The organism is Synechococcus sp. MEDNS5 (assembly GCF_014279875.1).
GTDB lineage: Bacteria > Cyanobacteriota > Cyanobacteriia > PCC-6307 > Cyanobiaceae > Synechococcus_C.
The window spans coordinates 284,951-307,920 of record NZ_CP047952.1; the positions used below are offsets into that span (position 1 = coordinate 284,951).

A 22,970-nucleotide genomic window follows, 5' to 3' on the forward strand; every position below is an offset into this window, starting at 1 on the left:
TTGCTCGTGCCTTCGATTCGCTCCATTTGCTGCATTGGCGCCGGCTATGTGGGCGGGCCAACCATGGCCGTGATTGCCGACCGCTGCCCCGGCGTGCAGGTGACGGTGGTGGACATCAACCAGGCGCGTATCGACGCCTGGAATGATGCCGACCTCAGCAAGCTGCCGGTGTACGAACCCGGCCTGGATGCCGTGGTGGGCCGTGCCCGGGGCCGCAATCTGCGCTTTTCCACGGCTGTGGATGAGGCCATCGCTGCGGCCGACATGGTGTTCATTTCTGTGAACACCCCCACCAAAACGAAGGGCCTGGGTGCCGGCCAGGCCAGTGATCTGCGCTGGGTTGAGGCCTGTGCTCGCCAGGTGGCCAAGTCCGCCACCGGCCACACGATCGTGGTGGAGAAGAGCACCCTGCCGGTGCGCACCGCTGAAGCGATTAAGGCGATCCTGGCCTCGGCGGAAGCGTCCGGGGGAGATCGCTCCTTCGCCGTTCTCTCCAATCCGGAATTCCTCGCCGAAGGCACCGCCATCCCTGACCTGGAATCACCCGATCGCGTGTTGATCGGCGGCGAGCACCCCGAGGCAATCGATGCCCTGGCCTGCGTGTATAGCCACTGGGTTCCGCAGGAGCGCATTCTCCGCACCAACCTCTGGAGCAGTGAGCTCTCCAAGCTCACCGCCAATGCCTTTCTGGCCCAGCGCATCAGTTCGATCAATTCCGTGGCGGCCCTCTGCGAAGCCACCGGCGCGGATGTGCGCGAGGTGGCCCGGGCGATCGGCACCGACAGCCGCATCGGTCCCAAATTCCTCAATGCCGGCCCTGGCTTCGGGGGCAGCTGCTTTCAGAAGGACATTCTCAATCTGGTGTATCTCTGCCGTCATTTCGGTCTGCCGGATGTGGCCGATTACTGGGAATCGGTGGTGCAGCTCAACACCTGGCAGCAGCACCGGATTGCACGCCTGGTGGTGCAGAAGCTTTTCGGCACCGTGACCGGCAAGCGCCTGGCGATCCTTGGCTTTGCCTTCAAGGCCGACACCAACGACACCCGCGAAGCGCCGGCGATCCGCATCGCCAAGGACCTGCTGGAGGAAGGGGCGCAACTGGCAATCCACGATCCCAAGGTGGAGCCCGAGCAGATCGCCCGCGATCTGAGCCTGCCCGCCAGTGAAGCCCCTAATGCCGAGTCTGGCCCCACCCGAGCCTCTCTCAGCGGCGAGGGCACCTGGTGGCCGAGCGCGTCTGTGGCGGCTGCCCTGGAAGGGGCTGATTCCGTGTTGATTCTCACGGAGTGGAACCAGTACCGGCAGCTCGACTGGACTGATCTTGCCCAGCGCATGCGTCAGCCCGCCTGGGTGTTCGATGCGCGCTCGGTGGTGGATCCCGATCAGGTGCATGCCGCCGGCCTGAAGCTCTGGCGCATCGGCGAGGGCCAACCATGAGCGAGGGAACATCCATGAGCGAGGGAACAGCCATGAGAACCGTTCTGGTGACCGGCGCCGCAGGCTTCATCGGCGCTGATCTCTGTCTGCGCCTGCTGGAGCGGGGCGAGCGGGTGATCGGCATCGACAACCTCAACAGCTACTACGACCCGGCGCTCAAGCGCGCCCGCCTTGCGCGCATCGATGCGGTGGCGGCCACGGCATCGGCCGGTCGTTGGCGCTTTGAACCCCTGGCTCTGGAGGAGGGCGGGGCGCTGATGGACCTGTTTGCCGCTGAGCGGCCCGAGGTGGTGGTGAATCTCGCCGCCCAGGCCGGCGTGCGTTACTCCCTCGAGAATCCTGCCGCTTACATCCAGAGCAATCTGGTGGGCTTCGGCAACATCCTCGAAGGTTGCCGGCATCACGGTGTGGAGAACCTGGTGTATGCCTCCAGCAGTTCGGTATACGGCGGTAACCGCAATCTCCCTTTCCATGAGCGACAGCCGGTGAACCACCCGGTAAGCCTCTATGCGGCCAGCAAGAAGGCCAATGAGCTCATGGCCCACACCTACAGCCATCTTTATGGTCTGCCCGCCACCGGTCTGCGCTTCTTTACCGTCTATGGCCCTTGGGGCCGGCCTGATATGGCGCCGATGTTGTTCGCCAAGGCCATCCTCGCTGGTGAGCCGATCAAAGTGTTCAACCACGGCAAAATGCAGCGCGACTTCACGTACATCGACGACATCGTGGAGGGGGTGCTTCGCTGCTGCGACAAGCCGGCCACCGCCAATCCCGAGTTCGACCCGATGGCGCCCGATCCAGCCACGGCAGCGGCTCCTCATCGCGTGTTCAACATCGGCAACAGCCAGCCCACGGAGCTTCTGCGCTTCATCGAGGTGATGGAGCAGGCACTCGGGCGGGAGGCGATCAAGCAGTTTCAGCCAATGCAGCCGGGGGATGTGGTGGCGACAGCCGCTGATACAGCCGCCCTGGAAGCCTGGGTGGGCTTCAAGCCTTCCACTCCGATCGAAGATGGTGTGGAGCGCTTCGCTTGCTGGTATCGGGAGTTTTACAAGGCTTAGTCGTAAAACCGCTTGCCATCGACTCGTTTCTGGCGATGACGTCGCGCTTCCCGGCGGCTGTATTCGCTCGCGGTCGGGTTGGCCACGGTGGGGTCCACATGGGCTACCTGTTCCCAGAGGTTACGGGGTGCCCAGCGCACCGTGTGCTCTACACGGTCGTGCTTGATGACGTGGCACCATCGTGATGTGCCGCACTGGGGGCAGAACAGCTCCTCGAGCCATTCATTGCTCAGCACCAGTACCGGATAGGCATGGATGATCAGTTGGGCTCGCTTCGCGGACATTCCGCGCTGCTGGAGCTCTTCGGGGCTAAGCAGGTGCAGGAAATACTTTTTGCCGTTGCCCTCGATCCGTTGCTCGGGATGGGCTGGGCAGAACAGTTCGCGACGCTTCGGGCGACGGTTGCGACGGCCAGTGCTCTTTGCGCTGGGAACGGGGCGGCCCTGAGGGACGGCAACCATGGGACCCATGCATCTGGAATCAGCTTATGGGATGGATGAGATCAAAAAAGTGGCCAGAGTGCGCTGATCACCAGAGTTTGAGACCGTAAAAAAAATTCCGCCTGATCACACAGGCGGAAGAAGTGAGTCTGACTTGTCTCGAAAATGATCCAGGGATTCAGGCGGAACCAACACCCGTGTAGGAGCCGTAGAAGAACAGGCCCACCACGAACAGCACAGCCATGCCACCGGCAGTAGCCACGAGCCAGAGGGGCAGGGTGCCTTCAGTCCAGCGGGAACGCCAGGCCACAGCAGGGCGACCATCAGGAAGGCGATCGGGAATGCGGCCGTCAGGAAGACCTGATTTCTTACCACTCATGATTGGAGTCCTCAGTTGAAGAAGTAGCTGGAGAAGAGGATGCCCGTGGTGAACACCACCAACAAGCCGAGATAGAGGCTTGTGCGGTTCAGCTCAACCGGCAGGTTGTTGGGGTTGGGATTGCGCTCCATGGGGATGTCAGGAAGGAATCAACGACGGATGAACTGCATGGCGGCCAGGGCGCCAAGGAAAAACACGGTTGGTACACCCAGGGTGTGAACAGCGAGCCAACGCACCGTGAAGATCGGATAGTTGCGCGGTGTGGATGTGGCGGGGGATTGGGTCATGGTTCAGGCTTTATTGCAGACGGTCGTCGAGTTGAGACTTGCCCTCGTAGCGCTGGCTCACGACCGGAGCTTTGCTTTCGGTGGCCTGGAAGTAGGCGTCAGGACGGGGAGTTCCGAAAGCGTCGTAGGCCAGGCCGGTGGACACAAACAGGAAACCCGCCAAAAAGATGGAGGGCAATGTGATGGCGTGGATCACCCAGTAGCGGATGCTGGTGATGATCTCGAAAAACGGGCGTTCCCCGGTGGAGCCGGCGGCCATGACTTCGGGCGTATCAGCATGGTGATCCTAGGGGTAGGGCTCCGGCCATCGCGGCCGGCGCCTCCCCATGGTTACGAAGCGTTGTCCTCAGCTCACCGCCGTCCAGTGCAGCAGCAAGCCACGCTCCCCGAGGAGAAACGCGTGCTCCTGCCCTTCACTGTCGTCGAAGACGAAGCGATTGAAATTGGTCGGTGCCTGCCGGCTTTCGGGGTCGCGCTCCCAGCTGTCGCCTCCATCACGGCTCACCAGCAGGGTGCCGTTGCCGCCACCGGCCCAGATGGCGCCATCGTTCGACCAGGCCATGTCCATATAGCCGTAGCCGTTGGTGATGGGAATGATTGGCTTGTTCCAGCTCTCAGGGTCCTCAGAGTTGTCATTGAGACGGATCTGAGCGCCCCGGGCCACCATCCAGAGGTTTCCATCCGGCTGGTAGCCAATGCTTTGAAGCCTCTGGCTGCTCACGCGCTGGTGCACCTGCCAAACCTCTTGCCCGGGAATCCAGGTGGCGTAGAAATTGCCCAGGCTGCTCACACTCACGTAGCCGCCGTCAGCACTGCGGCGCAGGTCGCGCACCGCACCTGCTGCATCACTCACCTCCGCTTCCCAACTGCCGCCGCCATCGCGGGTGCGATAAACCGCACCAACGTTGGTGGCCAGTTCAGCGCTGTCAGGTCCCAGGGCGGTGATCAGGTAAGGCTCACCAGGAAGCTTGGTGTCCAGGAACAAGCGGGTCCAGTTCTGGCCGCCATCGGTGGTGTGCATCAGCAGGCCAGGCTGGCCTGCGATCCAGCCGTCCTCACCTTCAAAGGCGATGCTGAGCAGGCGGAAGTTCTCCTCATCGGGGAGATCAAGGCTGCGTTCGTTCCAACTGGAACCACCGTCGTTGGTTTCAAGGATCAAGCGGTTGCTGCCCACCAGAAAGCCGTGATCCGCACTGGTGAAGGCCACATCCAGAGGATTGGCGTCGGTGTTGAGATCCACAACCTGCCAGGGACTGCTCGTGGCCACCGGAACACGGGTGGTGACACAGCCGCCAAGGCCGAAGCCGATGCAGGCCACCAGCACGAGCTGGATCAGGGATTTGAGCAGAGAAGACATGCCGGGCACAGAAAACAACGGGGCGACGCGATCAACGCAGGGAGTACAGCGAAAGGAAAAAGGCAAAGCCGAGAAGCAGGCCACCGAAGATCAGAACATTCTTCTGTCCCGGCGTGAGGCGATTGACGCCCAGGCCGTAGTTGAGGTTCTCCTCGAAGCCACTGGCCTTGGAACGGGGGCCGATGTCGCGGAAGGCGCCGACCCTGCTGCGGCATACCGGGCATCGGAAGCTGGCTGCATCCAGATCTTCAAAGGCGGTGCCGCTGGCGATCGCCAGCTTCTTCACCCCCTCATCGGGGTCGTACACGTAGCCACAACTGCGGCATTCGAAACGGTGCGTGCGCGGATCAGTCGCTTCGGCGAGGGTCTGTTCGGCGGGCGCCTGGGGAGCTCCGGATTCGGCGTCCGCAGCTGCAACGTTGTCTGGGGCCTGTGATTTCTCGCTCACCGTCGCTCATCCGGGCTGCATCACTCTATCGGCGTGATCACGGCAAACGTCAGATGGCGCCTGCAAATGCCAGACTGACCCGCAGATCGGAGCCCCTTGGATGTTTGTGCTTCCGGGATACGACGCCTTCCTCGGCTTTCTGCTGATCGCAGCAGCCGTTCCTGTGCTGGCGTTGGTGACCAACAAACTGCTGGCTCCCCGCAGTCAGGCCGGAGAGCGACAGCTCACTTACGAATCCGGGATGGAGCCTATTGGCGGTGCCTGGATTCAGTTCAACATCCGCTATTACATGTTTGCGCTGGTCTTCGTGATCTTCGATGTGGAGACAGTGTTTCTGTATCCCTGGGCAGTGGCCTTCCACCGCCTGGGCTTGCTGGCGTTCATCGAAGCGCTGATTTTCATCGCCATCCTCGTGGTGGCTCTCGCCTACGCCTGGCGCAAGGGCGCTCTGGAGTGGAGCTGACCCCATGACCTCATCCCCTGATCGTTCTGCCATGGCCGGAGACTCCCCTTCCATTCAGGCGCTGCGCGATCTGCGCGAGGCCAGCTGCGGGCCTGTTGCTGGTGCTGCCGACGGCGTCCCCACGGTGACTCAGGACCTGAGTGAGAACGTGATTCTCACCAGCCTTGATGATCTCCACAACTGGGCCCGCTTGAGCAGCCTCTGGCCGCTTCTCTACGGCACGGCTTGCTGCTTCATTGAATTTGCGGCGTTGCTCGGGTCCCGTTTCGATTTCGATCGTTTCGGGCTTGTGCCTCGCAGCTCACCGCGCCAAGCCGATCTGCTCATCGTGGCTGGCACGGTGACGATGAAAATGGCTCCGGCCCTGGTGCGGCTCTACGAACAGATGCCTGAGCCGAAGTATGTCATTGCCATGGGCGCCTGCACGATCACCGGTGGGATGTTCAGTGCCGATTCCACAACAGCTGTGCGCGGCGTCGACAAGCTCATTCCCGTGGATCTCTACATGCCCGGTTGCCCCCCCCGCCCGGAGGCGATCTTTGATGCGGTGATCAAGCTCAGAAAGAAGGTGGCCAACGAATCCGTTGCCGATCGTCGTCAGCTGAAGCAGACCCACCGGTATTGCACCGTTGCGCACGCGATGACCCCAGTGGAACCCATCGTGACGGGTGCCTATCTTCGTGCTGAAACCCAGGTGGCTGCGCTCAAGCCTGGCGCGGGCCTGCCCATGCCCGCCCTGGAAACCGCGGACGCTGTTCAAACATCTGAGCCCTCATGAGTACCACTCCTGACAAGCAAGTGAATGCTGACGCTCCAGTGGCCGTGGCCCCTGTCCCTGGCCCCGTCAGCCAATGGCTCAGCCAGCAGGGCTTCGAGCATGAGTTGCTTGAGCCCGATCACGTGGGTGTTGAGCAGATCGCTGTTGAGGCTCTGTTTCTGCCAGTGATCGCTGCGGCACTTAAGAGCCATGGGTTTGATTATCTGCAATGCCAGGGCGGCTACGACGAAGGTCCCGGAGAGCGACTGGTGTGCTTCTACCACTTGCTGGCCATGGCGGAAGTCACCGAAGGTGGCGCCGACCAGGTGCGAGAGGTGCGCTTGAAAGTGTTCCTGTCCCGTGAAGGGCAGCCCAGCGTTCCCAGCCTCTATGGGCTCTTCCGAGGTGCCGACTGGCAGGAGCGGGAAACCTTCGACATGTTCGGCATTCAGTTCGAAGGCCATCCCCATCCCAAGCGCCTGCTCATGCCAGAAGATTGGACTGGCTGGCCCCTGCGCAAGGACTACGTGCAACCTGATTTCTACGAAATGCAGGACGCTTACTAGTGAGCCGCTTGCTGGGACGCTGATCCCTGAACATCTTTTTTGTGTTTTCGGTAGAAGCGCATCACAGCCAGTGCCAGGGAACGTGGATCGTGTCGCAGGGTGGCCGTGGGTCTGCTGCCCTGAAGTGGGGCCTCCATCACGTCGTACCCCTCGACGATCAACTGCCGACGGTTGCAGACAACCGGTTCAGCACCTCTGGATCGGTAGTGAGCGATCAAAGGAGAATCCGCGATCGCTTCCTGGGCCAGCACTGCGTCGAACAGCCGCTGATTGATGCCGAGAGAGGCCAACTGCGCTTCGATCGCCCGCAGATGGCCGCTCACATCGAGCCCATCGGTTTCACCGGGCTGGGTCATCAGATTGCAGATGTAAAGCCTTGGAGCACGGCTGCGTTGAATCGCTGTGACCAGTTCGGGCACCAGCAGATTCGGAAGCAGTGAGGTGTACAGGCTCCCTGGTCCCAGCAGGATCAGATCTGCCTGGGAAATGGCCTCCAGAGCTCTCGGGAGAGCCGGTGGTCGCTCCGGCAAACAGCCCAGACGCACAATCGGGCTCGGCGCTTTGCCGATGGCGGATTCCCCCTCGATCCGGCGCCCGTCCTCCAGTTCTGCCCACAGCCGTACATCGGCATTGGTGGCCGGTACCACCTGGCCCTGTACGGCCAGCACGCGGCTCGAGGCGGTGATGGCCGTTTCGAGATTGCCTGTAATCGCTGTCAGTGCCGAGAGAAAGAGGTTGCCGAAGCTGTGGCCTTCCAGTCCTGTTCCCGAGGAGAAGCGGTACTGAAACAGGCGCGTTAACAGCGGCTCTTCGGTGGAAAGGGCAGCCAGACAATTGCGGATGTCGCCCGGTGGTTGAACCCCAAGTTCGCGGCGCAGCACGCCGCTGCTGCCTCCGTCGTCGGCCACCGTGACAATGGCGGTGATATGGCTGCTGTAGCGCTTCAAACCACTGAGCAGGGTGGACAAACCGGTGCCACCGCCGATGGCCACGATGTTCGGTCCGCGGTTCAGCCGGCTCTTGGCGCGTAGAGCATCCACCAGAACGGTGTCTTTTTCAGGAGCAAGAGCCTGTTGGATCGACCCGAAGCTGCGGCTTTGGCCCCAGAGAAGTAGACCGATCCCCAAGAGCAACAGGAGAGGACCCGTGAATCCACGGGGCATTACCCGTGTGATCCAGCCAAGGGCTTCCTGGATGGCCCAGAGAGTCCAGTAAATCGGCTGCAGGTCGGCCCACACGGCTGCGCCGAGCAGAGCCAGCACCAGTCCGATGCCTGAGGTGAGCAGCCAGCGCTTCACCACCAGTCCGGGCTGCAGCCAGCGCATGGCTCTCCGGGAGCGCAGCATCAGATCGCGCTGCCGCTGCGCCTGCATCGCGCGGATGCGTTGACGGTTTCCGCGGCGTGGAGGACTGGTCAAGTGCGATCCGAAGCGAGGGGTTCGCATCCCTTGCAATCAGCAAACTCTACGGAAGCTGGCCCCAATGGCCATCCCCCAATGCCAAACGCGGCAGGATGGTGCAACTTGCCACGCGGCCCCTGATGAGCCGGCCGAGCTCAACCCCAGCATCAACCCAGACGCCCGTGGTGGAGTTGCGCGACCTCACCATGCAATGGGGCCCCCGGCCCGTGCTCGATCGTGTGTCGCTCACCATGAAACCGGGCGAGCGGATTGCTGTTGTCGGTCCCTCCGGTGCCGGTAAATCCACGGTGTTGCGTCTACTAGCCGGTCTGCAGTTGCCAACGGGTGGTGAACTGCGCCTCTTCGGTGAACCGCAGACCTACCTGCGTCTCGACCAGCGCCGCCCCCCGGATGTGCGACTGGTGTTTCAGAACCCTGCTCTGCTGGCGTCTCTCACGGTGGAGGAGAACGTTGGTTTTTTGCTGACACGCCTGGGACGCCTCAATCCAGCCCAGATCAGAGAGCGGGTGCAGCAGTGCCTGGAAGCTGTCGGGCTTCATGAAGTGGCCGACAAGTACCCAGGACAGTTGAGTGGCGGCATGCAGAAACGGGTGAGCTTCGCCCGGGCCCTGATCGATGATCCTGACCGGGAGGAGGGGGCCATGCCCCTGCTTCTCTACGACGAGCCCACCGCCGGCCTGGATCCGGTGGCCTCCACACGGATTGAAGATCTGATCGTGAAAACCACCACCGTGGCCCGTGGCTGTTCGGTGGTGGTGAGTCACGTGCACAGCACGATTGAGCGCTCAGCGGAACGGATCGTGATGCTGTATGGCGGGCGCTTCCAGTGGGATGGAACCGTTGAGGAATACCGCAATTCAGACAATCCTTACGTCGTTCAGTTCAGGACGGGTAATCTGCGCGGACCGATGCAACCCTCCGACCACTAATTCATGCGCCGTAGTGTTCGCGAAGCCCTCGTTGGTTTTTCGCTTGTTGGAGCGATCGCCGGATTTGCAGGCACCATGCTCTGGCTGAGGGGTGTGCGTCTGGGCTCGGAAACCTGGACGGTTCAGGCGGATTTTCAGAATGCCGGTGGTCTGGCTGACCGCTCACCCGTCACCTTCAGGGGAATCACCGTGGGAACGGTGCGATCCATTGAAGTGACTCCTCAGGCGGTGAGGGCCACGCTTGAAATCAACCAAGACGACCTCAAACTTCCTCTGCCGGTTACGGCCACCGTTTCGGAGGCGTCCTTGCTCGGTGGTGACGCCCAGGTTGAACTGAAAACCACGAGTTCAACGCTGATCAAGGATGCTCCATCCCCCAAATCGCGCAGGTGCAAAAACAGTGGGCTGCTGTGCGACGGTGCCACGATTCGCGGCCAGTCGGGATCCAGCCTCACGTCGGTGACCGCCAGTTTGGAGAAACTGCTCGATCAGGCGCAGAAAACCAACCTGATCCCTGAACTGGTGAAATCCACCAAGGAGTTCGGAACGACCAGCCAGGACGCCTCCAAATTCCTCGACACCGCCGACGTGGCAGCCCAAAACGTTGATGCTCTCGTTCAGCAACTGCGCGCTGAGGTCTCCCGTGCCCAGCCCACGATCGATAACCTCAATCGGGCCACAGCCGAAGCCGCCTCTGCGGCAGCCAGCATCAACAATCTCGCCAAGGCGTTTGATAATCCGGAAACGGTGAGTGATCTCAAGCAGACCGTCACAAATGCCAAGGTCCTCACGGCCCGCATCGATGCGGTGGGCGGAGACATCGAACAGCTCACGGATGACCGTCAGTTCATGCAAGGCCTGCGCAGCGTGATGATCGGCCTCGGCGCCTTCTTCGATGAGGTCTACCCGGCCAAGACAGGTACCTCGAACTAGCGGTTCAGGTTCAGGTCACGGAATTGATGGCCTCCATGGCCACCGCTGCGATTGCCTGATCACTGGCTTTCGGAAGCTGGACGTATTTACCCCCAGCCGCTTCCGCCAGATCCTTGCCCATGCCACTGCCGATGAACTTGCGTTCGGTGTCGATCACCAGCAGCTTGAGACCGAGCATCCGGTAGCGACTGGCCACGTCGAGCACTTCCTGCTTGAGATCGGGCTTCTCGTCCCCTTCAAGCTCCGGCTGGCCCAGGGAGGTGCTGAGGGGTACGTTGCCGCGCCCGTCAGTGATGGCCACCACCACCACCTGCCCGAGATCGCCGGTGGCCAGAGCATTGGCGCCGACGCGAGCCGCCTGAGTGAGTCCATGGGCCAGAGGGGAACCGCCGCCGCAGGGCATGGATTCCAGCCGCCGGCGGGCGGCTGTGATTGAGCGGGTGGGGGGCAGCAGCACCTCCGCCTGATCGCCGCGGAAGGGAATCAGGGCCACTTCATCGCGGTTTTCATAGGCCTCGGTGAGCAGCCTGATCACCGCGCCCTTGGCGCTTTGCATCCGGTTGAGAGCCATGGATCCGCTGGCATCCACCAGGAAGATCACCAAGGCTCCTGCTTGACGCTGCAGCAGCTTGGCGCGCAGATCCGCCTCTTCAACGATCACCGTGCGATCCGGTTGGCGTGTCCGGCGTGCTTTTTGATACGGCGCGGCTGCTCGAAGCGTTGCATCGACGGCGATGCGCCGGACGGGACCGCGGGGGAGCATCGGCTTCACATAGCGGCCACGGCTGTCACTGAGCACCACGGAACGGCTGCCACTGTTGCCGCTCTTGCTCTTGGCGGCATTGAACAGCAGCAGGTCGGGATCGATCGCCACCGCCTCCGGATCCAGCATGAACTCTTCCGGCACCGATGGAGGTGCCTCGTCCTGCTCCGAGTCCTCGTCTTCGTCGCTGTTGTCGTCTTCGCTGTCGCTGTCGTCGCTGTTGTCCTCCGGTGGATCGTTATCGTCTTCACCGGATCCCTCGGGTGGGGGAGGCGTGTCGTCATCGTTCTGCTCACCGGAGTCCGGCGGCGGCGGGGTCTGATCGTCCGGTTGCTCGGGCGGTGGCGGTGGCTCCATCTGCTGATCCGGCGGCGGCAGCTGGGAGGCGCGTGGTGCAATCACCAGGGCCACCGCCACCTGCAGGTCGTCGGCCTCCACCTGATCGCGGCCACTGAGGGCCGCATGGGCCTTGGCTACGCGCACGGCATACAACTCGGAGCGATGCCCTTCGACCCCACCGCGGATGGCTTCGGTGACCAGGTATTCGATCTGCTCGCGGCTGATCTGCACATCCGGAAGCCATTGCCGGGCCAGCAGCAGCTGGGTGGCCAGGGCATCGGTGTCCTCCTTCCAGCGCTCCGCGAAGCTGCGGCTGCACTGTCCATGGCTGAGCACCGCGTTGGTGATCTCAACACGCTGCTCAGTGCTTACGAGTTGATCAGCCGAGAGTGCGATCGCGAAGCGATCGAGTAAATGGTCGCGGACGTTGCCTTCCTCTGGGTTGTAAGTGGCAATCAACAGGGGCCGGCAGGGGTGGCTGAGGCTCAGCCCCTCACGTTCCACCCGGTTCTCGCCGGCTCCAACGGCGGCCAAGAGCAGATTGACGATGCCGTCATCCAACAGGTTGAGTTCGTCCACATACAGCACACCCCTATGGGCCTCGGCCAGAAGGCCCGGTTGAAACACAGGGCTGCCACTGCTGAGGGATGCGGTCACGTCCACGGCACCCACGAGGCGGTCTTCCGTGATGCCGAGGGGAACCTGCACGAATGGAGCCGGAATGACCCGTGCCGGTGGATCAGCGCTCAGCTGCTTGCGGCTCGCTGCGTCCCATTCCTCCGGGCGAGTGGGATCGAGGTTGCGCCCTGGGCCTGAGGGAAGACCTGCCGCTTCTGGATCCAGGACTTCGATCGGAGGCAGAAGCGCATGCAGTCCCCGCGCCAGCACTGACTTTCCGGTGCCGCGTCCTCCGGCGATGATCACGCCGCCCAATCCCGGGTCGACGGCTGCCAGCATTAACGCCAGTTTGAGCGTGCCGTGGCCTGTGATCGCTGCCAGGGGGAACGCGCGGTTCGCCTGGTCCTGAGCGGCCGTGCTTCTCACTCCATCGGCAACCCCTCCACCTGAAACCATGAACGTTGTCCGACCCATCGCGTGAGCTCCAGTCTCGCTGATCAGCCCAACGATCTGGCCGTGGCCCTTGGTGGCAATCGTCCAGGTCCTGCCGGTGATCCTCGCCGCACCCTGATCGCTGTCCGCCCCAGGCTCGAGCAGCTGTTGCTGCGCTGGTCTGAGTCAGGTGATGCCTCAAGGCTGGTGTGCTCCTGGTCGCCTCTGCTGATGACCGACCCTGTGGGCGGACCCAGCGGTCAGCCCCCGTATTGCAACGCAGTGGTGCTCCTCAGGGGCGTCCAGCGCGCCTGCAACGCCCGCGATGCCTTGCAGCTACTCGATCAGTTGGATGACCTGGAGCGTGCGTTCGGCCGCGATCGGGCCCGCGAACAGCGCTGGGGACCGCGCACCCTGGATCTTGATCTGCTGTTCTGGGGCGCCTGGCGCCTGGATCATCCGCGCCTAGTGCTTCCCCACCCTCGCCTGCATCTGCGGTCTTTTGTGATGGAGCCTTTGCTGGCTGCCATGGGGGAATCCGTGAACTGGAATGGATGAGAGTCTCTGGATTCATGCGCCATGCTGGGGCACCCTGAGCCCCTGCTCCATGGCACCGCTGCCAGCCCCCGAGCCCTTCGAGCTGCTGGAAACCATCGAGGTGATGCAGGCGCGCAAGATCCGCTTCGAGCGCAATCGCATCAAGTTGCCCCTGGGCGTGGAGGGCACCTTTGGGCTGATCCGGCATCCGGGCGCATCCCTGGCGGTGCCGATCACTGATGCGGGCCGGGTGGTGGTGCTGCGTCAATACCGTTTCGCCGTTCAGGCCCGCCTGTTGGAATTCCCTGCCGGCACCCTGGAGGATGGCGAGGATCCGCTGGAGTCGATGCAGCGCGAACTCGGAGAGGAAGCCGGTTACAGCGCTGCCCGTTGGGATTCCTTGGGTCCGATGTTGCCTTGCCCGGGCTATTCCGATGAGGTGATCCACTGCTTCCTCGCCCGCGAGCTCACCGCTTTGGAACACCCACCAGCTGGTGACGATGATGAGGATTTGGAGGTGTTAGAGATGACGCCGGCTGAGCTCGACGCTGCCCTGGCCTCCGGTGAGGAATGGCTCGATGGCAAGAGTGTCACGGCCTGGTTCCGTGCCAAGCAACTTCTGGATCTGTGATGGCGTCTGCACGCACCCTCTTCTGGCATCGGCGTGACCTGCGACTGGCGGACAACACTGGTCTTCAGGCTGCTGCTGCTCTCGGTCCTGCGCTGACAGGGGTTTATGTCCTCGACCCGGCCATCATCACGCCACCGCCGCAGTTGCCGCCGATGGCCCCGGCGCGGCTGTGGTTCCTGGTGGAGAGCCTGATCGAACTCCAGGAGCGCTGGCGCGAGGCGGGAAGTCGCCTGCTGGTGTTGCAGGGGGATCCGCTCACGTTGCTTCCCCAGCTGGCGGCGCTCTTGGACTGTTTCACCGTGGTGTGGAGCCGGGATGTGGAGCCTTACGCCCGTGAACGTGATCGTGGGGTGGCGAAGGCTCTGCAGGCGGATGGACGCCAGGTGCTTGTGGATTGGGATCAGCTGTTGGTGGCTCCGGAGCTGCTGAAAACCGGCAACGGTGATCCCTATCGCGTGTATGGCCCCTTCCTGCGCAACTGGCGTGGGCAGGTGGAACGCCAGCGTCCCGGCACTGTGGCTGCGCCCACAGCCCTGCAGGATCTGACCGCTGAGCAGCGGCAGGCGATCAGCTCCACGGAGACGGCGCTTGGCCGCCTGTGCGCGGATGGGCAGCAGACGTTGCAGCGCCTGCAAACGGAGCATGGATTCGCCGGTACGGATCTCTGTCCTTGCCGTCCAGGTGAAGCGGCCGCTGCCGATCAGCTGGCGGTCTTTGCGGATGGTCCTCTGCTGGGTTACGAGCCCGATCGCAATTTCCCCGGCACCGTTGGCACCTCCGGCCTGAGTGCCGCACTCAGCGTGGGTACGGTGAGTCCGAGGCAGGCCTGGTGCGCGGCGCAGGCCGCAAAGGATCTGGCCCGCAGTGATGAACAGCGTCAGGCCATCGCCGTGTGGGAACAGGAGCTGGGCTGGCGTGAGTTCTACCAGCAGGCCCTGTTCCATTTCCCAGAGCTGGCTGATGGTCCTTACAGGGAACAGTGGCGCAGATTCCCCTGGGAGAACAACGAGAACTGGTTTGACGTCTGGAAGCAGGGTCAGACCGGTATGCCGATCATTGACGCGGCCATGCGTCAGCTCCAGCAGAGCGGCTGGATGCACAACCGCTGTCGCATGATCGTGGCCTCATTCCTGGTGAAGGACCTGATCTGTGACTGGCGCTGGGGTGAACGGGCCTTCATGGAGCTGGAAGTGGATGGCGATCTGGCTGCCAACAACGGCGGCTGGCAGTGGAGTGCCAGCAGTGGCATGGATCCCAAGCCCCTGCGCATCTTCAATCCCGCTACCCAGGCCTCCAAATTCGATGCCGATGGGGAGTACATCCGCCGCTGGGTGCCGGAGCTGAGGCATGTGTGCACCAAGGATCTACTCAGCGGTGAGATCGGTGCTCTGGAGCGCAGGGGGTATCCGGAACCACTTGTGAATCACAAGATTCAGCAGGCCAAATTCAAAGCGCTCTACGCCACGATTAAAGCCTGAAGCAGGTAGCGATCAGGCTGCAACGCCGCAGGACTGGTCGGCCTTGAAGTCGCGCTGATTCAGCAGGGTTTCGAGCACGGTGATCACCCGGTCTTGTTGTTCCAGGGTGAGTTCGGGGAAAATCGGCAGGCTGAGCACCTCACTGCAGAGCTGTTCGGTGATCGGTAGAGACCCAGGAGCCAGATTCAGATCGCTGTAAGCAGGCTGGCGATGAATGGGGATCGGGTAGTAGATGATCGTGTTCACACCCTGTTGCTGAAGACTCTGCTTGAGCCAGTCGCGGCAGCGGCTGTCGGGAAGTCCATGCTCGTTGCACACCGCCGGGCAACTGCCGCCGCACAGTTCCTGCCCGCTCGCGCAGAGACGGACGCGGATCACGAACTGATTCCAGCCATGGCCCTCGAAAGCGTCTGGCCCAGGAAGCTGCAAACCAGGAAGATCCTGGAGGGCTTCGCTGTAGCGGGCTGCGATGGCAGCACGACGCTCCACCCAGCGACTGAGATGGGGCAGCTTCACATTGAGCACAGCCGCCTGAAGAGCATCGAGCCGGCTGTTGTAACCGAGCTCGGTGTGCAGATAGCGGCGCGGCATGCCGTGCACAGCCAGTTCGCGCATCCGCTGAGCCAGTTCAGGGCTGTGACAGCAAACGGCTCCCCCGTCCCCGGCAGCGCCGAGGTTCTTGGTGGGGAAGAAGCTGAAGCAACCCACATCTCCCCAACTGCCCACGCCCCGTTCGTTCCACTGGGCACCGGTGGCCTGGGCGCAGTCTTCCACCACCCGCAAGCCATGGCGTTCAGCGATGGCCATCAGCCGTGTCATGTCCACCGGCCTGCCGAACAGATGCACCGGCAGCAGTGCACGGGTTCTGGGGGTGATCGCCGCCTCGATGCGGTTCAGGTCGATCAGGTAGGTCGACGGGTCTACGTCCACGAACACCGGCGTGGCGCCCACCGCACTGATCGCCTCAGCCGTGGCAAAAAAACTGAACGATGCGGTGATCACTTCATCGCCGCTGCCGATGCCCAGGCCTCTCAGGGCCAGGACGAGGGCATCCGTACCGCTGTTGCAGCCCACAGCATGAGCTGTACCGACAGCTTCTGCGAAGGAGCGCTCGAACGCCTGGATTTCGGAACCACCGATGTACTGGCCGCTGTGCAGCACCCGAAGCGCTGCGTCATCGAGTTCCTGCCCGAGATCCGCGAGCTGTTGGCTGAGACTGAAGGGTGGCACCTGCATGCAGGGCACCTTAAGCCTGGCTCCCGAACCACGGGGGTTCCTGTCCGGGATGCCATTTGATGTTGCAACCGATCGAGGCATGCTGCTGGCCCTCCAGCGGCTGACCAGCCAGGACGGTATCCATGGCCTTCCTCAGATCACAACCATCGAGGTCTGCCCCGTTCCCCGGCCGACTCCGATCCAGCTGCCCCCGATAGCGCAGAGTCTGCTGCGCGTTGGAATCCGGTGCGAACAGGTAAAACTCCGGCGTGCAGGCGCCGCGAAGATCCCTCGCCAGGCTCTGCTGCTCGTCGAAGAGGTAAGGAAATGTCCAGCCCATGCGTTCGGCCTGCTGGCGAAGGCCTTCAGGTCCGTCCTGGGGGTGGGTGATCACGCTGTTGCTCGAGACGGCGAGCAGCGAGACTCGCTGGCCGTAGTCGCCTTCAAGGCGGCTCAGTTCCGGTTCCACGTGCTTCACAAACGGGCAGTGGGAGCAGATCAGCATCACCAGCACCGGACGCTTCTTCGGCAGGTCGTCGCTCTCCAGGGTTGCGTCAGGGGATTGCTGCGCCAGCGCGCCGCTCACCTTGGGCAAACGGAACGTGGGGAGTGGATGCCCAAGGGGAAGCATCGTGGAGGGAGTGAGCACCATGCGACCTGCCAGAAGCCTGCAGTGTCGCTGATCTTGGTTCAGAATCCTGCAGAACGTTGGTGGGGCGTTGGTGCGCTGGGTTCAGACGGCTCCTGCAGGTTTTGCTGCAATGGCGTTCACCCTGGCGGGGTGTGGTGCATCTCCTGAAGCTTCCTGGGCGGTGTTCCCTCTGCAGCGAAGTGTTCCCCATGACGGGTTAGCGGTGGTCAGCCAGCCCGATGGATTCGGTCTTCACTTGTTCCTGGAAACGGATACCCGTGATCCGGCGGTCTGCAAACCCCGCTGGTTTGCGGATGCCGCTCGTCTCTTCAACGGAAATGGCACGGCTCCGTTCAGTGCTGGCCTGGCTCCGCGTTCGGAGTTTTTTGACGTTGTTCAGCGTGGTTCTGTTCTGAAGGCGCTCCAAGAGGAGTTGAAGGCTTTGTGTGCAGACCGGGCGCCGAAGGCCCGCTGGCAGTGGGTTCAGCCACCCACCAAGGCCTCGGAGGTGGTCCCCGTTGCGCTGCCTGCCTTCGAGCAGGAAGACTTGCTCACCGATCCCGCCGAGGAGCTCAAGCGGGAAGAGGCACTGCTGAAGGACGATGCGTCGTAAACCTAAAAGCCTTCCCAGACCACGGGTTCTGCTTCACGCCAATAACGGCTGAAGCGGCCCAGGCGCGGTGGCCGCGGCAGGCTTACGAAGGGCTCCGGTTCAAGTCGTTCCAGGGGGTATTGGCTCTCAACCCGTGCTGCGATTCCCGCCAGACGGGGATCCACGGGCACGCTGGTGATGATTCCATCGGCCTGATGCCGCTGGGCAAAACTGATCACCTCGGCCGCAACATCGCCCTTTCGCAACGTCACGGCACAGTCGAGGGCGCTCTCGTAGAGAAAGCCCAGACGTTTGCGGCTGATGCCGGCGTTCTCGATCCACTGCGTGTCGAACACGAACAGGGCTGGGGCGTTCGGCCAGGCGAGCCGGGCAGGGTTGCGGGGGCCAAGGGCTTCCTCGTGGATCCAGAGGATTGGATTTTGGAATGGCATGGGGTGATCGGAGACTGGCGGATTGAAGGCTCAGCGCTTCGGTCGGGCGAAGGCGGCGCTGGCACTGCCTCGGGTGTTGCCGTTGCGTCGCCGGCTGAGCACATCCCGGATCGCGGGCTGGGGTGCGAACAGCTGCGACTCCAGCTGGTCGTAACTTCCCTCGAACGGGCAGGTTTGCGCGCTTGGGCAGGTGCTGCAGTACTGCCCGTCGCTGTAGCGCTCCAGGTTGCCGCGGTTGAAGAAGTACGGCTTGTGACTGAAGCAGCTGGCAACCCATTGCCAGCTGAGGTGGTTGCTTGCGGGATCGCCGTCGAGCAAATGCTCCAGGAACCAGTCGGCGCCTGCTTTCCAATGCACCCTGCGCCAGTGCACCAGATAGGCCGCCATCCACATCCGCGCGTGGTTGTGAAGCCAGCCGCTGCTCACCAGCTCTTCTCTGAATCCATCCATGCAGGCCAGCCCCGTGCGGCCTTCGCGCACGTCGTCTGGAAGCTCCCGGCAGTAACTGGCTGGATCGTGGCCGGTCTTCAGCTCCTCCTGGCTCTCGTGGATGGCATCGCCGAGATCGCTCCACATCCGCTGCCAGAAATCACGCCATCCCAGTTCATTGATCAGCTTGCCGCCGTCCTCCCTGCCCTGGCCGCGATCCCGCAGTTGGGCAAACACCACCTCTCTGATCTCCGCCAGGGTGAGGACGCCGTGTCGGATCCAGGGGGACAAGCGGGTGACGGCACCCTTGAGATGGTTGCGGCTGCGGCCATAACGCTTCGCATCCATCCGGCGTAATTGGCTTTCGGCCGCTCGTCGTCCACCTTGGATCCCACTGAGTGGCCCCTGGGCGGTGGGGAATTCGCTAGCCAGGAGTCGATCGAGCGCGCTGCGATCCGGCAGGTCTCGCGGCAGATCCCCTGGCTTTTCAGGCCAGGACAGGGGTGTGACAGGGGGTAAGGGCAGCACCACGGGATCACAGGAACGCCGCCATCCTGTCGATCGCTGCAGACAACTGCGACAGGCTTCTCAGGGCAGGGGTGCGGAATAAGAGAGAATTCCAACACTGTTCAACGTCAGCCGGTCCGATGCTTCTCGATCTCACGGGCAAGAAGATTCTCGTTACCGGCATTGCCAACAACCGATCGATCGCCTGGGGGATCGCTCAGCAGCTCAAAGCCGCAGGGGCTGAGCTGGGCATCACCTATCTCCCTGACGACAAGGGTCGTTTCGAGGCGAAGGTGCGTGAGCTCACCGCACCCCTGGAGCCGTCTCTGTTCCTCCCTTTGAACGTGCAGGATTCGGCCCAGATGGAGGCCGTGTTCAGTGAGATCAAGAGCCAGTGGGGCGTCCTCGACGGACTGGTGCACTGTCTGGCCTTCGCTGGTAAGGAGGAGTTGGTGGGCGACTACAGCGCCACCACGGCTGAAGGCTTCGCCCGTGCCCTGGAGATCAGTGCCTATTCCCTGGCTCCGCTTTGTCGCCATGCCAAGCCCCTGTTCAGTGAAAAGGCAGGGGTCGTCACCCTCACCTATCTCGGCGCTGAGCGGGCCATCCCCAATTACAACGTGATGGGTGTGGCCAAAGCGGCCCTCGAAGCATCCGTGCGCTATCTCTCCGCCGAACTTGGTCCCGAGAAGCAAGTGCGCGTGAATGCCATCAGTGCCGGTCCGATCCGCACCCTGGCCAGTTCGGCCATCGGCGGCATTCTCGACATGATCCACAACGTGGAGGAGAAGGCTCCTCTGCGCCGCACGGTCACGCAGACCGAGGTGGGCAACACGGCGGCTTTCCTCCTCAGCGAGCTCTCCAGCGGGATCTCTGGGCAAACCCTTTACGTGGATGCCGGTTACTGCATCAATGGCATGTGAGCCGGCATGATCAGCGCAGGCGTCCCCGATCCTGAGGCCGATGAGCATGCGTACAGGTGAAATCCACCGGGTCACCGGAGAAACCGATGTGCAGGTGCGCCTGAACCTCGATGGCAGCGGTCAATGCCAGGCCAGCACCGGAGTGTCGTTTCTCGATCACATGCTCCATCAGATCAGCAGCCACGGTCTGATTGATCTGGAGATCAGCGCGCAAGGCGATACGCACATCGATGATCACCACACCAATGAAGATGTGGGCATCGCCGTGGGCCAGGCCCTGGCTCAGGCGCTCGGAGATCGCCGCGGCATTCATCGCTTTGGCCATTTCCTTGCGCCTCTCGATGAGGCCTTGGTGCAGGTGGCGTTGGATTGCTCCGGTCGTCCCCACCTGAGTTACAGCCTCAGCATTCCCAGCCAGAAAATCGGCACCTACGACACTGAGCTGGTGAAGGAGTTCTTCGTGGCTGTGGTGAACAACAGCGGGCTCACCCTGCACATCCGCCAGCTTGATGGCGCCAATTCCCACCACATCGTGGAGGCTTGTTTCAAAGCCTTCGCCAGAGCGCTGCGCCAGGCCACAGAGATCGACCCACGCCGAGCCAATGCGGTGCCAAGCAGTAAGGGGGTGCTGGAACAGGCCGGAATGAATTGAAGCGCGCGCTTCACAGTCCGTTACGAGAGGATGGAAGCAACTGCTTCGTCTTCTGTGACCGTTGCTCCCGCCGTTGACCGTTTCGAACGGTCGGAATGGGCCAGTGCCTTTCGCAATGTGGAGCAGGAGCTCACTGATGTGCCTCTGACCCCGGTGCGCGGCACCATTCCTGCTGAGTTATTGGGAACCCTGTATCGCAACGGTCCCGGTCGGCTCGAGCGCAACGGCCAGCGGGTGCATCACCCATTTGATGGCGATGGGATGATCACGGCCCTTCGCTTTGAAGAGGGTGCGCTTGCCTTGAGCAATCGCTTTGTGCGAACGGTCGGTTGGCAGGAAGAAGAAGCGGCGGGAAAGGTGCTGTATCGCGGTGTGTTCGGCAGCCAGAAGCCCGGTGGGCCCCTGGCGAATGCCTTTGATCTTCGTCTGAAAAACATCGCCAACACCGGGGTGGTGCAGCTGGGTGATCAATTGCTGGCGCTCTGGGAAGCGGCGGAACCACATGCGCTGGATCCCCGCACCCTGGAAACCCATGGCATCAGCCTTCTGGGCGGCGTGCTCAAGAAAGGTGAGGCCTTCAGTGCGCACCCGCGCTTCGATCCCGGCCATCACGATCGTCCGCGCATGGTCACCTTCGGGGTGAAAACCGGACCGCGCAGCACCATCCGCTTGATGGAGTTCGCCACTGAAACCGATGCCGCTGCAGGCATCAAGGCCGGCGATCTTCTCTGTGAACGCAAAGACAGTTTCAACGGCTTCGCCTTTCTGCACGATTTCGCGATCACACCCAACTGGGCGGTGTTCCTTCAGAACGCCATCGCCTTCAATCCTCTGCCGTTTGTACTCGGCCAGAAGGGGGCTGCTCAGTGCCTGCAGTCGAAGCCCGATGGTCAGGCCAAGTTTTGGTTGATTCCCCGCGAAAGTGGTGCCTTTGCAGGGCAGGCGCCACGCATCGTCGATGCCCCGGACGGATTTGTGTTCCATCACCTCAACGCCTGGGAAGACGACGGTGATGTGGTGGTGGAAAGCATCTATTACAGCGACTTCCCTTCTGTTGGCCCGGAGATGGACTTCACCGCGGTGGATTTCGATCTGATCCCAGAAGGTTTGCTGGAGCAATGCCGCATCACCTTGGACAGTGGCGAAGTGCAAACCACTCGCTTAAGCGAACGCTGCTGCGAATTCGCCATGGTGAATCCTGACAAGGAAGGTCTGCCATGCCGTTATGCATGGATGGCTGCCGCCGCCCGTGAGCAGGGCAATGATCCCCTGCAGGTGATCAAGAAGCTGGACCTCCATAGCGGGGAACGCCAGATCTGGAGTGCCGCACCCCATGGTTTCGTCAGTGAACCGCTGATGGTTCCCCGAGCCGGTGCCACCGCTGAGGACGATGGCTGGGTTCTGGAACTGGTCTGGAACGGGGCCCGGGAAGGCTCTGATCTGGTGATTCTCGATGCGTCCGATCTCAGGGAGGTCGCCGTCATCGAGTTGCCTCTGGCGATTCCCCATGGGCTGCACGGCAGCTGGGTTGAGGCCCGATGACCGGGGGGATTTAGACATCACCAAGGCCCTGTCTTCGCCCTCAGTCATGCGCTCTTTGATGTCTGCTGTTCGTGTGCTCGCCGTTCCGATGGCAGTCCTCGGGTCTCCCGCATGGTCACCGTCGGCTCGGGCGCAAGTTCAGGGACCGCGCTGCAGCGGGACCGTGCTGCAGCTGACAGTGCAGGAGCGAGGTGACACGCGCACCGCCCGTTTTCGTTTCACGCTGCGTCTGGAGGCTGAAACCTCCAGCACGGCTGCCGCTCTAGACCAGCTCAATGGTCGTCTCGCGCGTGTGCGCACTGATCTCACGGCGTTGGTGCAAGGCGATCTGAACGTGTCTGCGCCGAGCACAGTCCCCATCCGTCGATCGGAGTCCCCTGATCGCTACCGAGCGTCCACATCCATCAGTGGCTTGGTGAGCCGCAGCAATTACGACACGCTGATTCAGCGGGCCGGCCGGCTGCCCGGGGTTCGCCTCCAGGGCATGACCTCCCTGGCTTCGGCGCAGGGCCAGAAGGAGCTGGAGGAGCGCTTGCTGAAGCGGGCACTGGAGCGTGGTCAGTCGCAGGCGGCGAGCACGGCTTCAGCCCTGGGGCTGTCCCAGGTGCAGTTGTTGCGCATTGATCAGCGCAGTCAGCCCGCGACCCATGGGCTGACGATGGCGGCAACGGCCGTTCCTCGCTTCAGGCCCGGGGAGGCTCCTCCTCCCACCGGGAGTCTGAGGCTCACCCTGGACTACTGCCTGTCTTAA

At 62.5% G+C, this 22,970-nt stretch carries 28 protein-coding genes; 15 read left to right on the top strand and 13 right to left on the bottom strand.

The genetic code is table 11. The annotated features are described in order from the left end of the window. Positions 1 to 6: 6 nt before the first annotated feature. Positions 7 to 1,437 carry a nucleotide sugar dehydrogenase gene (locus SynMEDNS5_RS01145; protein WP_186583940.1) on the top strand — a complete coding sequence of 477 codons (1,431 nt, stop codon included), beginning with the start codon at positions 7 to 9 and terminating at the stop codon, positions 1,435 to 1,437. After that, positions 1,434 to 2,498 (top strand): NAD-dependent epimerase, encoded by a 1,065-nt coding sequence (locus SynMEDNS5_RS01150; RefSeq protein ID WP_304623111.1) that lies wholly within the window; start codon positions 1,434 to 1,436, stop codon positions 2,496 to 2,498. The genes SynMEDNS5_RS01145 and SynMEDNS5_RS01150 overlap by 4 nt, the downstream gene beginning before the upstream one ends. On the opposite strand, the gene SynMEDNS5_RS01155 is transcribed toward SynMEDNS5_RS01150, so the two are convergent. From SynMEDNS5_RS01155 to SynMEDNS5_RS01185, 7 genes are all read right to left on the bottom strand, one after another. Next, positions 2,495 to 2,959 carry a hypothetical protein gene (locus tag SynMEDNS5_RS01155; RefSeq protein WP_186583941.1) on the bottom strand — a complete coding sequence of 155 codons (465 nt, stop codon included), beginning with the start codon at positions 2,957 to 2,959 and terminating at the stop codon, positions 2,495 to 2,497. The two genes, SynMEDNS5_RS01150 and SynMEDNS5_RS01155, sit on opposite strands and share 4 nt — an antisense overlap. 157 nt (positions 2,960 to 3,116) lie before the next feature. Then, the gene (locus tag SynMEDNS5_RS01160) at positions 3,117 to 3,317 is read right to left on the bottom strand and encodes a photosystem II reaction center protein J (protein ID WP_011932176.1); all 201 of its coding nucleotides are present in this window, start codon (positions 3,315 to 3,317) and stop codon (positions 3,117 to 3,119) included. Between the two features lie 11 nt (positions 3,318 to 3,328). After that, positions 3,329 to 3,448, bottom strand: coding sequence for a photosystem II reaction center protein L (locus tag SynMEDNS5_RS01165; protein ID WP_006042407.1), 120 nt, complete (start codon positions 3,446 to 3,448; stop codon positions 3,329 to 3,331). Positions 3,449 to 3,466: 18 nt separating this feature from the next. Further along, a complete protein-coding gene (gene psbF, locus SynMEDNS5_RS01170) occupies positions 3,467 to 3,604 on the bottom strand; it encodes a cytochrome b559 subunit beta (RefSeq protein WP_011932177.1) in 138 nt (45 codons plus the stop codon). A 10-nt stretch (positions 3,605 to 3,614) separates the two neighbouring features. After that, positions 3,615 to 3,863 (bottom strand): cytochrome b559 subunit alpha, encoded by a 249-nt coding sequence (psbE, locus tag SynMEDNS5_RS01175; protein WP_011932178.1) that lies wholly within the window; start codon positions 3,861 to 3,863, stop codon positions 3,615 to 3,617. 87 nt (positions 3,864 to 3,950) lie between these two features. Beyond that, positions 3,951 to 4,961 (bottom strand): photosynthesis system II assembly factor Ycf48, encoded by a 1,011-nt coding sequence (locus SynMEDNS5_RS01180; RefSeq protein WP_186583942.1) that lies wholly within the window; start codon positions 4,959 to 4,961, stop codon positions 3,951 to 3,953. 31 nt (positions 4,962 to 4,992) lie between these two features. Continuing rightward, a complete protein-coding gene (locus tag SynMEDNS5_RS01185) occupies positions 4,993 to 5,409 on the bottom strand; it encodes a rubredoxin (RefSeq protein WP_186583943.1) in 417 nt (138 codons plus the stop codon). 100 nt (positions 5,410 to 5,509) lie between these two features. Here SynMEDNS5_RS01185 and ndhC point away from each other — a divergent pair, with 100 nt between their 5' ends. From ndhC to SynMEDNS5_RS01200, 3 genes are read left to right on the top strand one after another with little or no spacing between them, the layout of a single operon-like run. Further along, entirely contained in the window at positions 5,510 to 5,872 is a 363-nt protein-coding gene (gene ndhC / locus SynMEDNS5_RS01190) for a photosynthetic/respiratory NAD(P)H-quinone oxidoreductase subunit C (RefSeq protein WP_006042402.1), read from the top strand. A gap of 31 nt (positions 5,873 to 5,903) precedes the next feature. Next, positions 5,904 to 6,650, top strand: a complete 747-nt coding sequence (gene nuoB, locus SynMEDNS5_RS01195; RefSeq protein WP_186585770.1) for an NADH-quinone oxidoreductase subunit NuoB — start codon at positions 5,904 to 5,906, stop codon at positions 6,648 to 6,650. Then, the gene (locus SynMEDNS5_RS01200; RefSeq protein ID WP_186583944.1) at positions 6,647 to 7,195 is read left to right on the top strand and encodes an NAD(P)H-quinone oxidoreductase subunit J; all 549 of its coding nucleotides are present in this window, start codon (positions 6,647 to 6,649) and stop codon (positions 7,193 to 7,195) included. Before nuoB ends, SynMEDNS5_RS01200 begins: the two co-directional genes overlap by 4 nt. Here SynMEDNS5_RS01200 and yvcK read toward each other — a convergent pair. Then, positions 7,192 to 8,613, bottom strand: a complete 1,422-nt coding sequence (yvcK, locus tag SynMEDNS5_RS01205) for a uridine diphosphate-N-acetylglucosamine-binding protein YvcK (RefSeq protein ID WP_370593553.1) — start codon at positions 8,611 to 8,613, stop codon at positions 7,192 to 7,194. The two genes, SynMEDNS5_RS01200 and yvcK, sit on opposite strands and share 4 nt — an antisense overlap. Before the next feature lie 188 nt (positions 8,614 to 8,801). Between yvcK and SynMEDNS5_RS01210 the strand changes: the two genes are divergently transcribed. Together SynMEDNS5_RS01210 and SynMEDNS5_RS01215 are read left to right on the top strand one after the other, a co-directional pair. After that, positions 8,802 to 9,545: an ABC transporter ATP-binding protein gene (locus SynMEDNS5_RS01210; protein WP_370593583.1), complete on the top strand. Its 744-nt coding sequence runs from the start codon at positions 8,802 to 8,804 to the stop codon at positions 9,543 to 9,545. A gap of 3 nt (positions 9,546 to 9,548) precedes the next feature. Continuing rightward, positions 9,549 to 10,478 (top strand): MlaD family protein, encoded by a 930-nt coding sequence (locus SynMEDNS5_RS01215; protein ID WP_186583945.1) that lies wholly within the window; start codon positions 9,549 to 9,551, stop codon positions 10,476 to 10,478. A 10-nt stretch (positions 10,479 to 10,488) separates the two neighbouring features. Here SynMEDNS5_RS01215 and SynMEDNS5_RS01220 read toward each other — a convergent pair whose 3' ends face one another. Further along, positions 10,489 to 12,672 (bottom strand): putative cobaltochelatase, encoded by a 2,184-nt coding sequence (locus SynMEDNS5_RS01220; protein ID WP_370593554.1) that lies wholly within the window; start codon positions 12,670 to 12,672, stop codon positions 10,489 to 10,491. A 3-nt stretch (positions 12,673 to 12,675) separates the two neighbouring features. Here SynMEDNS5_RS01220 and folK point away from each other — a divergent pair, with 3 nt between their 5' ends. The 3 genes from folK to SynMEDNS5_RS01235 are packed head-to-tail and all read left to right on the top strand — an operon-like array spanning position 12,676 to position 15,276. Continuing rightward, positions 12,676 to 13,188 carry a 2-amino-4-hydroxy-6-hydroxymethyldihydropteridine diphosphokinase gene (gene folK, locus SynMEDNS5_RS01225; RefSeq protein WP_186583946.1) on the top strand — a complete coding sequence of 171 codons (513 nt, stop codon included), beginning with the start codon at positions 12,676 to 12,678 and terminating at the stop codon, positions 13,186 to 13,188. 49 nt (positions 13,189 to 13,237) lie between these two features. Then, entirely contained in the window at positions 13,238 to 13,798 is a 561-nt protein-coding gene (locus SynMEDNS5_RS01230) for an NUDIX hydrolase (protein ID WP_186583947.1), read from the top strand. Then, positions 13,798 to 15,276, top strand: coding sequence for an FAD-binding domain-containing protein (locus SynMEDNS5_RS01235; protein ID WP_186583948.1), 1,479 nt, complete (start codon positions 13,798 to 13,800; stop codon positions 15,274 to 15,276). Before SynMEDNS5_RS01230 ends, SynMEDNS5_RS01235 begins: the two co-directional genes overlap by 1 nt. A 12-nt stretch (positions 15,277 to 15,288) precedes the next feature. On the opposite strand, the gene SynMEDNS5_RS01240 is transcribed toward SynMEDNS5_RS01235, so the two are convergent. Further along, positions 15,289 to 16,512 carry a DegT/DnrJ/EryC1/StrS aminotransferase family protein gene (locus SynMEDNS5_RS01240; protein ID WP_186583949.1) on the bottom strand — a complete coding sequence of 408 codons (1,224 nt, stop codon included), beginning with the start codon at positions 16,510 to 16,512 and terminating at the stop codon, positions 15,289 to 15,291. Between the two features lie 10 nt (positions 16,513 to 16,522). Next, a complete protein-coding gene (locus SynMEDNS5_RS01245) occupies positions 16,523 to 17,143 on the bottom strand; it encodes a thioredoxin family protein (protein ID WP_186583950.1) in 621 nt (206 codons plus the stop codon). A 109-nt stretch (positions 17,144 to 17,252) separates the two neighbouring features. Here SynMEDNS5_RS01245 and SynMEDNS5_RS01250 point away from each other — a divergent pair, with 109 nt between their 5' ends. After that, positions 17,253 to 17,735: a hypothetical protein gene (locus SynMEDNS5_RS01250; RefSeq protein ID WP_255440226.1), complete on the top strand. Its 483-nt coding sequence runs from the start codon at positions 17,253 to 17,255 to the stop codon at positions 17,733 to 17,735. 2 nt (positions 17,736 to 17,737) lie between these two features. Here SynMEDNS5_RS01250 and SynMEDNS5_RS01255 read toward each other — a convergent pair whose 3' ends face one another. After that, positions 17,738 to 18,166, bottom strand: coding sequence for a hypothetical protein (locus SynMEDNS5_RS01255; RefSeq protein ID WP_186583952.1), 429 nt, complete (start codon positions 18,164 to 18,166; stop codon positions 17,738 to 17,740). Positions 18,167 to 18,196: 30 nt separating this feature from the next. Next, positions 18,197 to 19,123 carry an FAD-binding domain-containing protein gene (locus tag SynMEDNS5_RS01260; RefSeq protein WP_370593555.1) on the bottom strand — a complete coding sequence of 309 codons (927 nt, stop codon included), beginning with the start codon at positions 19,121 to 19,123 and terminating at the stop codon, positions 18,197 to 18,199. Between the two features lie 119 nt (positions 19,124 to 19,242). Here SynMEDNS5_RS01260 and fabI point away from each other — a divergent pair, with 119 nt between their 5' ends. The 4 genes from fabI to SynMEDNS5_RS01280 are packed head-to-tail and all read left to right on the top strand — an operon-like array spanning position 19,243 to position 22,970. Further along, positions 19,243 to 20,025, top strand: a complete 783-nt coding sequence (gene fabI, locus SynMEDNS5_RS01265) for an enoyl-ACP reductase FabI (protein ID WP_186583954.1) — start codon at positions 19,243 to 19,245, stop codon at positions 20,023 to 20,025. Between the two features lie 40 nt (positions 20,026 to 20,065). Next, on the top strand, positions 20,066 to 20,677 hold the full coding sequence (hisB, locus tag SynMEDNS5_RS01270; RefSeq protein ID WP_186583955.1) for an imidazoleglycerol-phosphate dehydratase HisB: 612 nt from the start codon (positions 20,066 to 20,068) through the stop codon (positions 20,675 to 20,677). Between the two features lie 54 nt (positions 20,678 to 20,731). Further along, on the top strand, positions 20,732 to 22,219 hold the full coding sequence (locus SynMEDNS5_RS01275) for a carotenoid oxygenase family protein (protein ID WP_186583956.1): 1,488 nt from the start codon (positions 20,732 to 20,734) through the stop codon (positions 22,217 to 22,219). Between the two features lie 58 nt (positions 22,220 to 22,277). Further along, positions 22,278 to 22,970 (top strand): SIMPL domain-containing protein, encoded by a 693-nt coding sequence (locus SynMEDNS5_RS01280; protein WP_255440227.1) that lies wholly within the window; start codon positions 22,278 to 22,280, stop codon positions 22,968 to 22,970.

What these genes read in the sequence shown, in the direction of transcription:
- SynMEDNS5_RS01150 (WP_304623111.1), top strand. Translation starts at nt 1,434, where the DNA reads ATGAGCGAGGGAACATCCATGAGCGAGGGAACAGCCATGAGAACCGTT.
- SynMEDNS5_RS01155 (WP_186583941.1), bottom strand. Translation starts at nt 2,959, where the DNA reads ATGGTTGCCGTCCCTCAGGGCCGCCCCGTTCCCAGCGCAAAGAGCACT.
- SynMEDNS5_RS01160 (WP_011932176.1), bottom strand. Translation starts at nt 3,317, where the DNA reads ATGAGTGGTAAGAAATCAGGTCTTCCTGACGGCCGCATTCCCGATCGC.
- SynMEDNS5_RS01165 (WP_006042407.1), bottom strand. Translation starts at nt 3,448, where the DNA reads ATGGAGCGCAATCCCAACCCCAACAACCTGCCGGTTGAGCTGAACCGC.
- psbF (WP_011932177.1), bottom strand. Translation starts at nt 3,604, where the DNA reads ATGACCCAATCCCCCGCCACATCCACACCGCGCAACTATCCGATCTTC.
- psbE (WP_011932178.1), bottom strand. Translation starts at nt 3,863, where the DNA reads ATGGCCGCCGGCTCCACCGGGGAACGCCCGTTTTTCGAGATCATCACC.
- SynMEDNS5_RS01180 (WP_186583942.1), bottom strand. Translation starts at nt 4,961, where the DNA reads ATGTCTTCTCTGCTCAAATCCCTGATCCAGCTCGTGCTGGTGGCCTGC.
- ndhC (WP_006042402.1), top strand. Translation starts at nt 5,510, where the DNA reads ATGTTTGTGCTTCCGGGATACGACGCCTTCCTCGGCTTTCTGCTGATC.
- nuoB (WP_186585770.1), top strand. Translation starts at nt 5,904, where the DNA reads ATGGCCGGAGACTCCCCTTCCATTCAGGCGCTGCGCGATCTGCGCGAG.
- SynMEDNS5_RS01200 (WP_186583944.1), top strand. Translation starts at nt 6,647, where the DNA reads ATGAGTACCACTCCTGACAAGCAAGTGAATGCTGACGCTCCAGTGGCC.
- SynMEDNS5_RS01210 (WP_370593583.1), top strand. Translation starts at nt 8,802, where the DNA reads ATGCAATGGGGCCCCCGGCCCGTGCTCGATCGTGTGTCGCTCACCATG.
- SynMEDNS5_RS01215 (WP_186583945.1), top strand. Translation starts at nt 9,549, where the DNA reads ATGCGCCGTAGTGTTCGCGAAGCCCTCGTTGGTTTTTCGCTTGTTGGA.
- SynMEDNS5_RS01220 (WP_370593554.1), bottom strand. Translation starts at nt 12,672, where the DNA reads ATGGGTCGGACAACGTTCATGGTTTCAGGTGGAGGGGTTGCCGATGGA.
- SynMEDNS5_RS01230 (WP_186583947.1), top strand. Translation starts at nt 13,238, where the DNA reads ATGGCACCGCTGCCAGCCCCCGAGCCCTTCGAGCTGCTGGAAACCATC.
- SynMEDNS5_RS01235 (WP_186583948.1), top strand. Translation starts at nt 13,798, where the DNA reads ATGGCGTCTGCACGCACCCTCTTCTGGCATCGGCGTGACCTGCGACTG.
- SynMEDNS5_RS01240 (WP_186583949.1), bottom strand. Translation starts at nt 16,512, where the DNA reads ATGCAGGTGCCACCCTTCAGTCTCAGCCAACAGCTCGCGGATCTCGGG.
- SynMEDNS5_RS01245 (WP_186583950.1), bottom strand. Translation starts at nt 17,143, where the DNA reads ATGGTGCTCACTCCCTCCACGATGCTTCCCCTTGGGCATCCACTCCCC.
- SynMEDNS5_RS01250 (WP_255440226.1), top strand. Translation starts at nt 17,253, where the DNA reads ATGGCGTTCACCCTGGCGGGGTGTGGTGCATCTCCTGAAGCTTCCTGG.
- SynMEDNS5_RS01255 (WP_186583952.1), bottom strand. Translation starts at nt 18,166, where the DNA reads ATGCCATTCCAAAATCCAATCCTCTGGATCCACGAGGAAGCCCTTGGC.
- fabI (WP_186583954.1), top strand. Translation starts at nt 19,243, where the DNA reads ATGCTTCTCGATCTCACGGGCAAGAAGATTCTCGTTACCGGCATTGCC.
- hisB (WP_186583955.1), top strand. Translation starts at nt 20,066, where the DNA reads ATGAGCATGCGTACAGGTGAAATCCACCGGGTCACCGGAGAAACCGAT.
- SynMEDNS5_RS01280 (WP_255440227.1), top strand. Translation starts at nt 22,278, where the DNA reads ATGTCTGCTGTTCGTGTGCTCGCCGTTCCGATGGCAGTCCTCGGGTCT.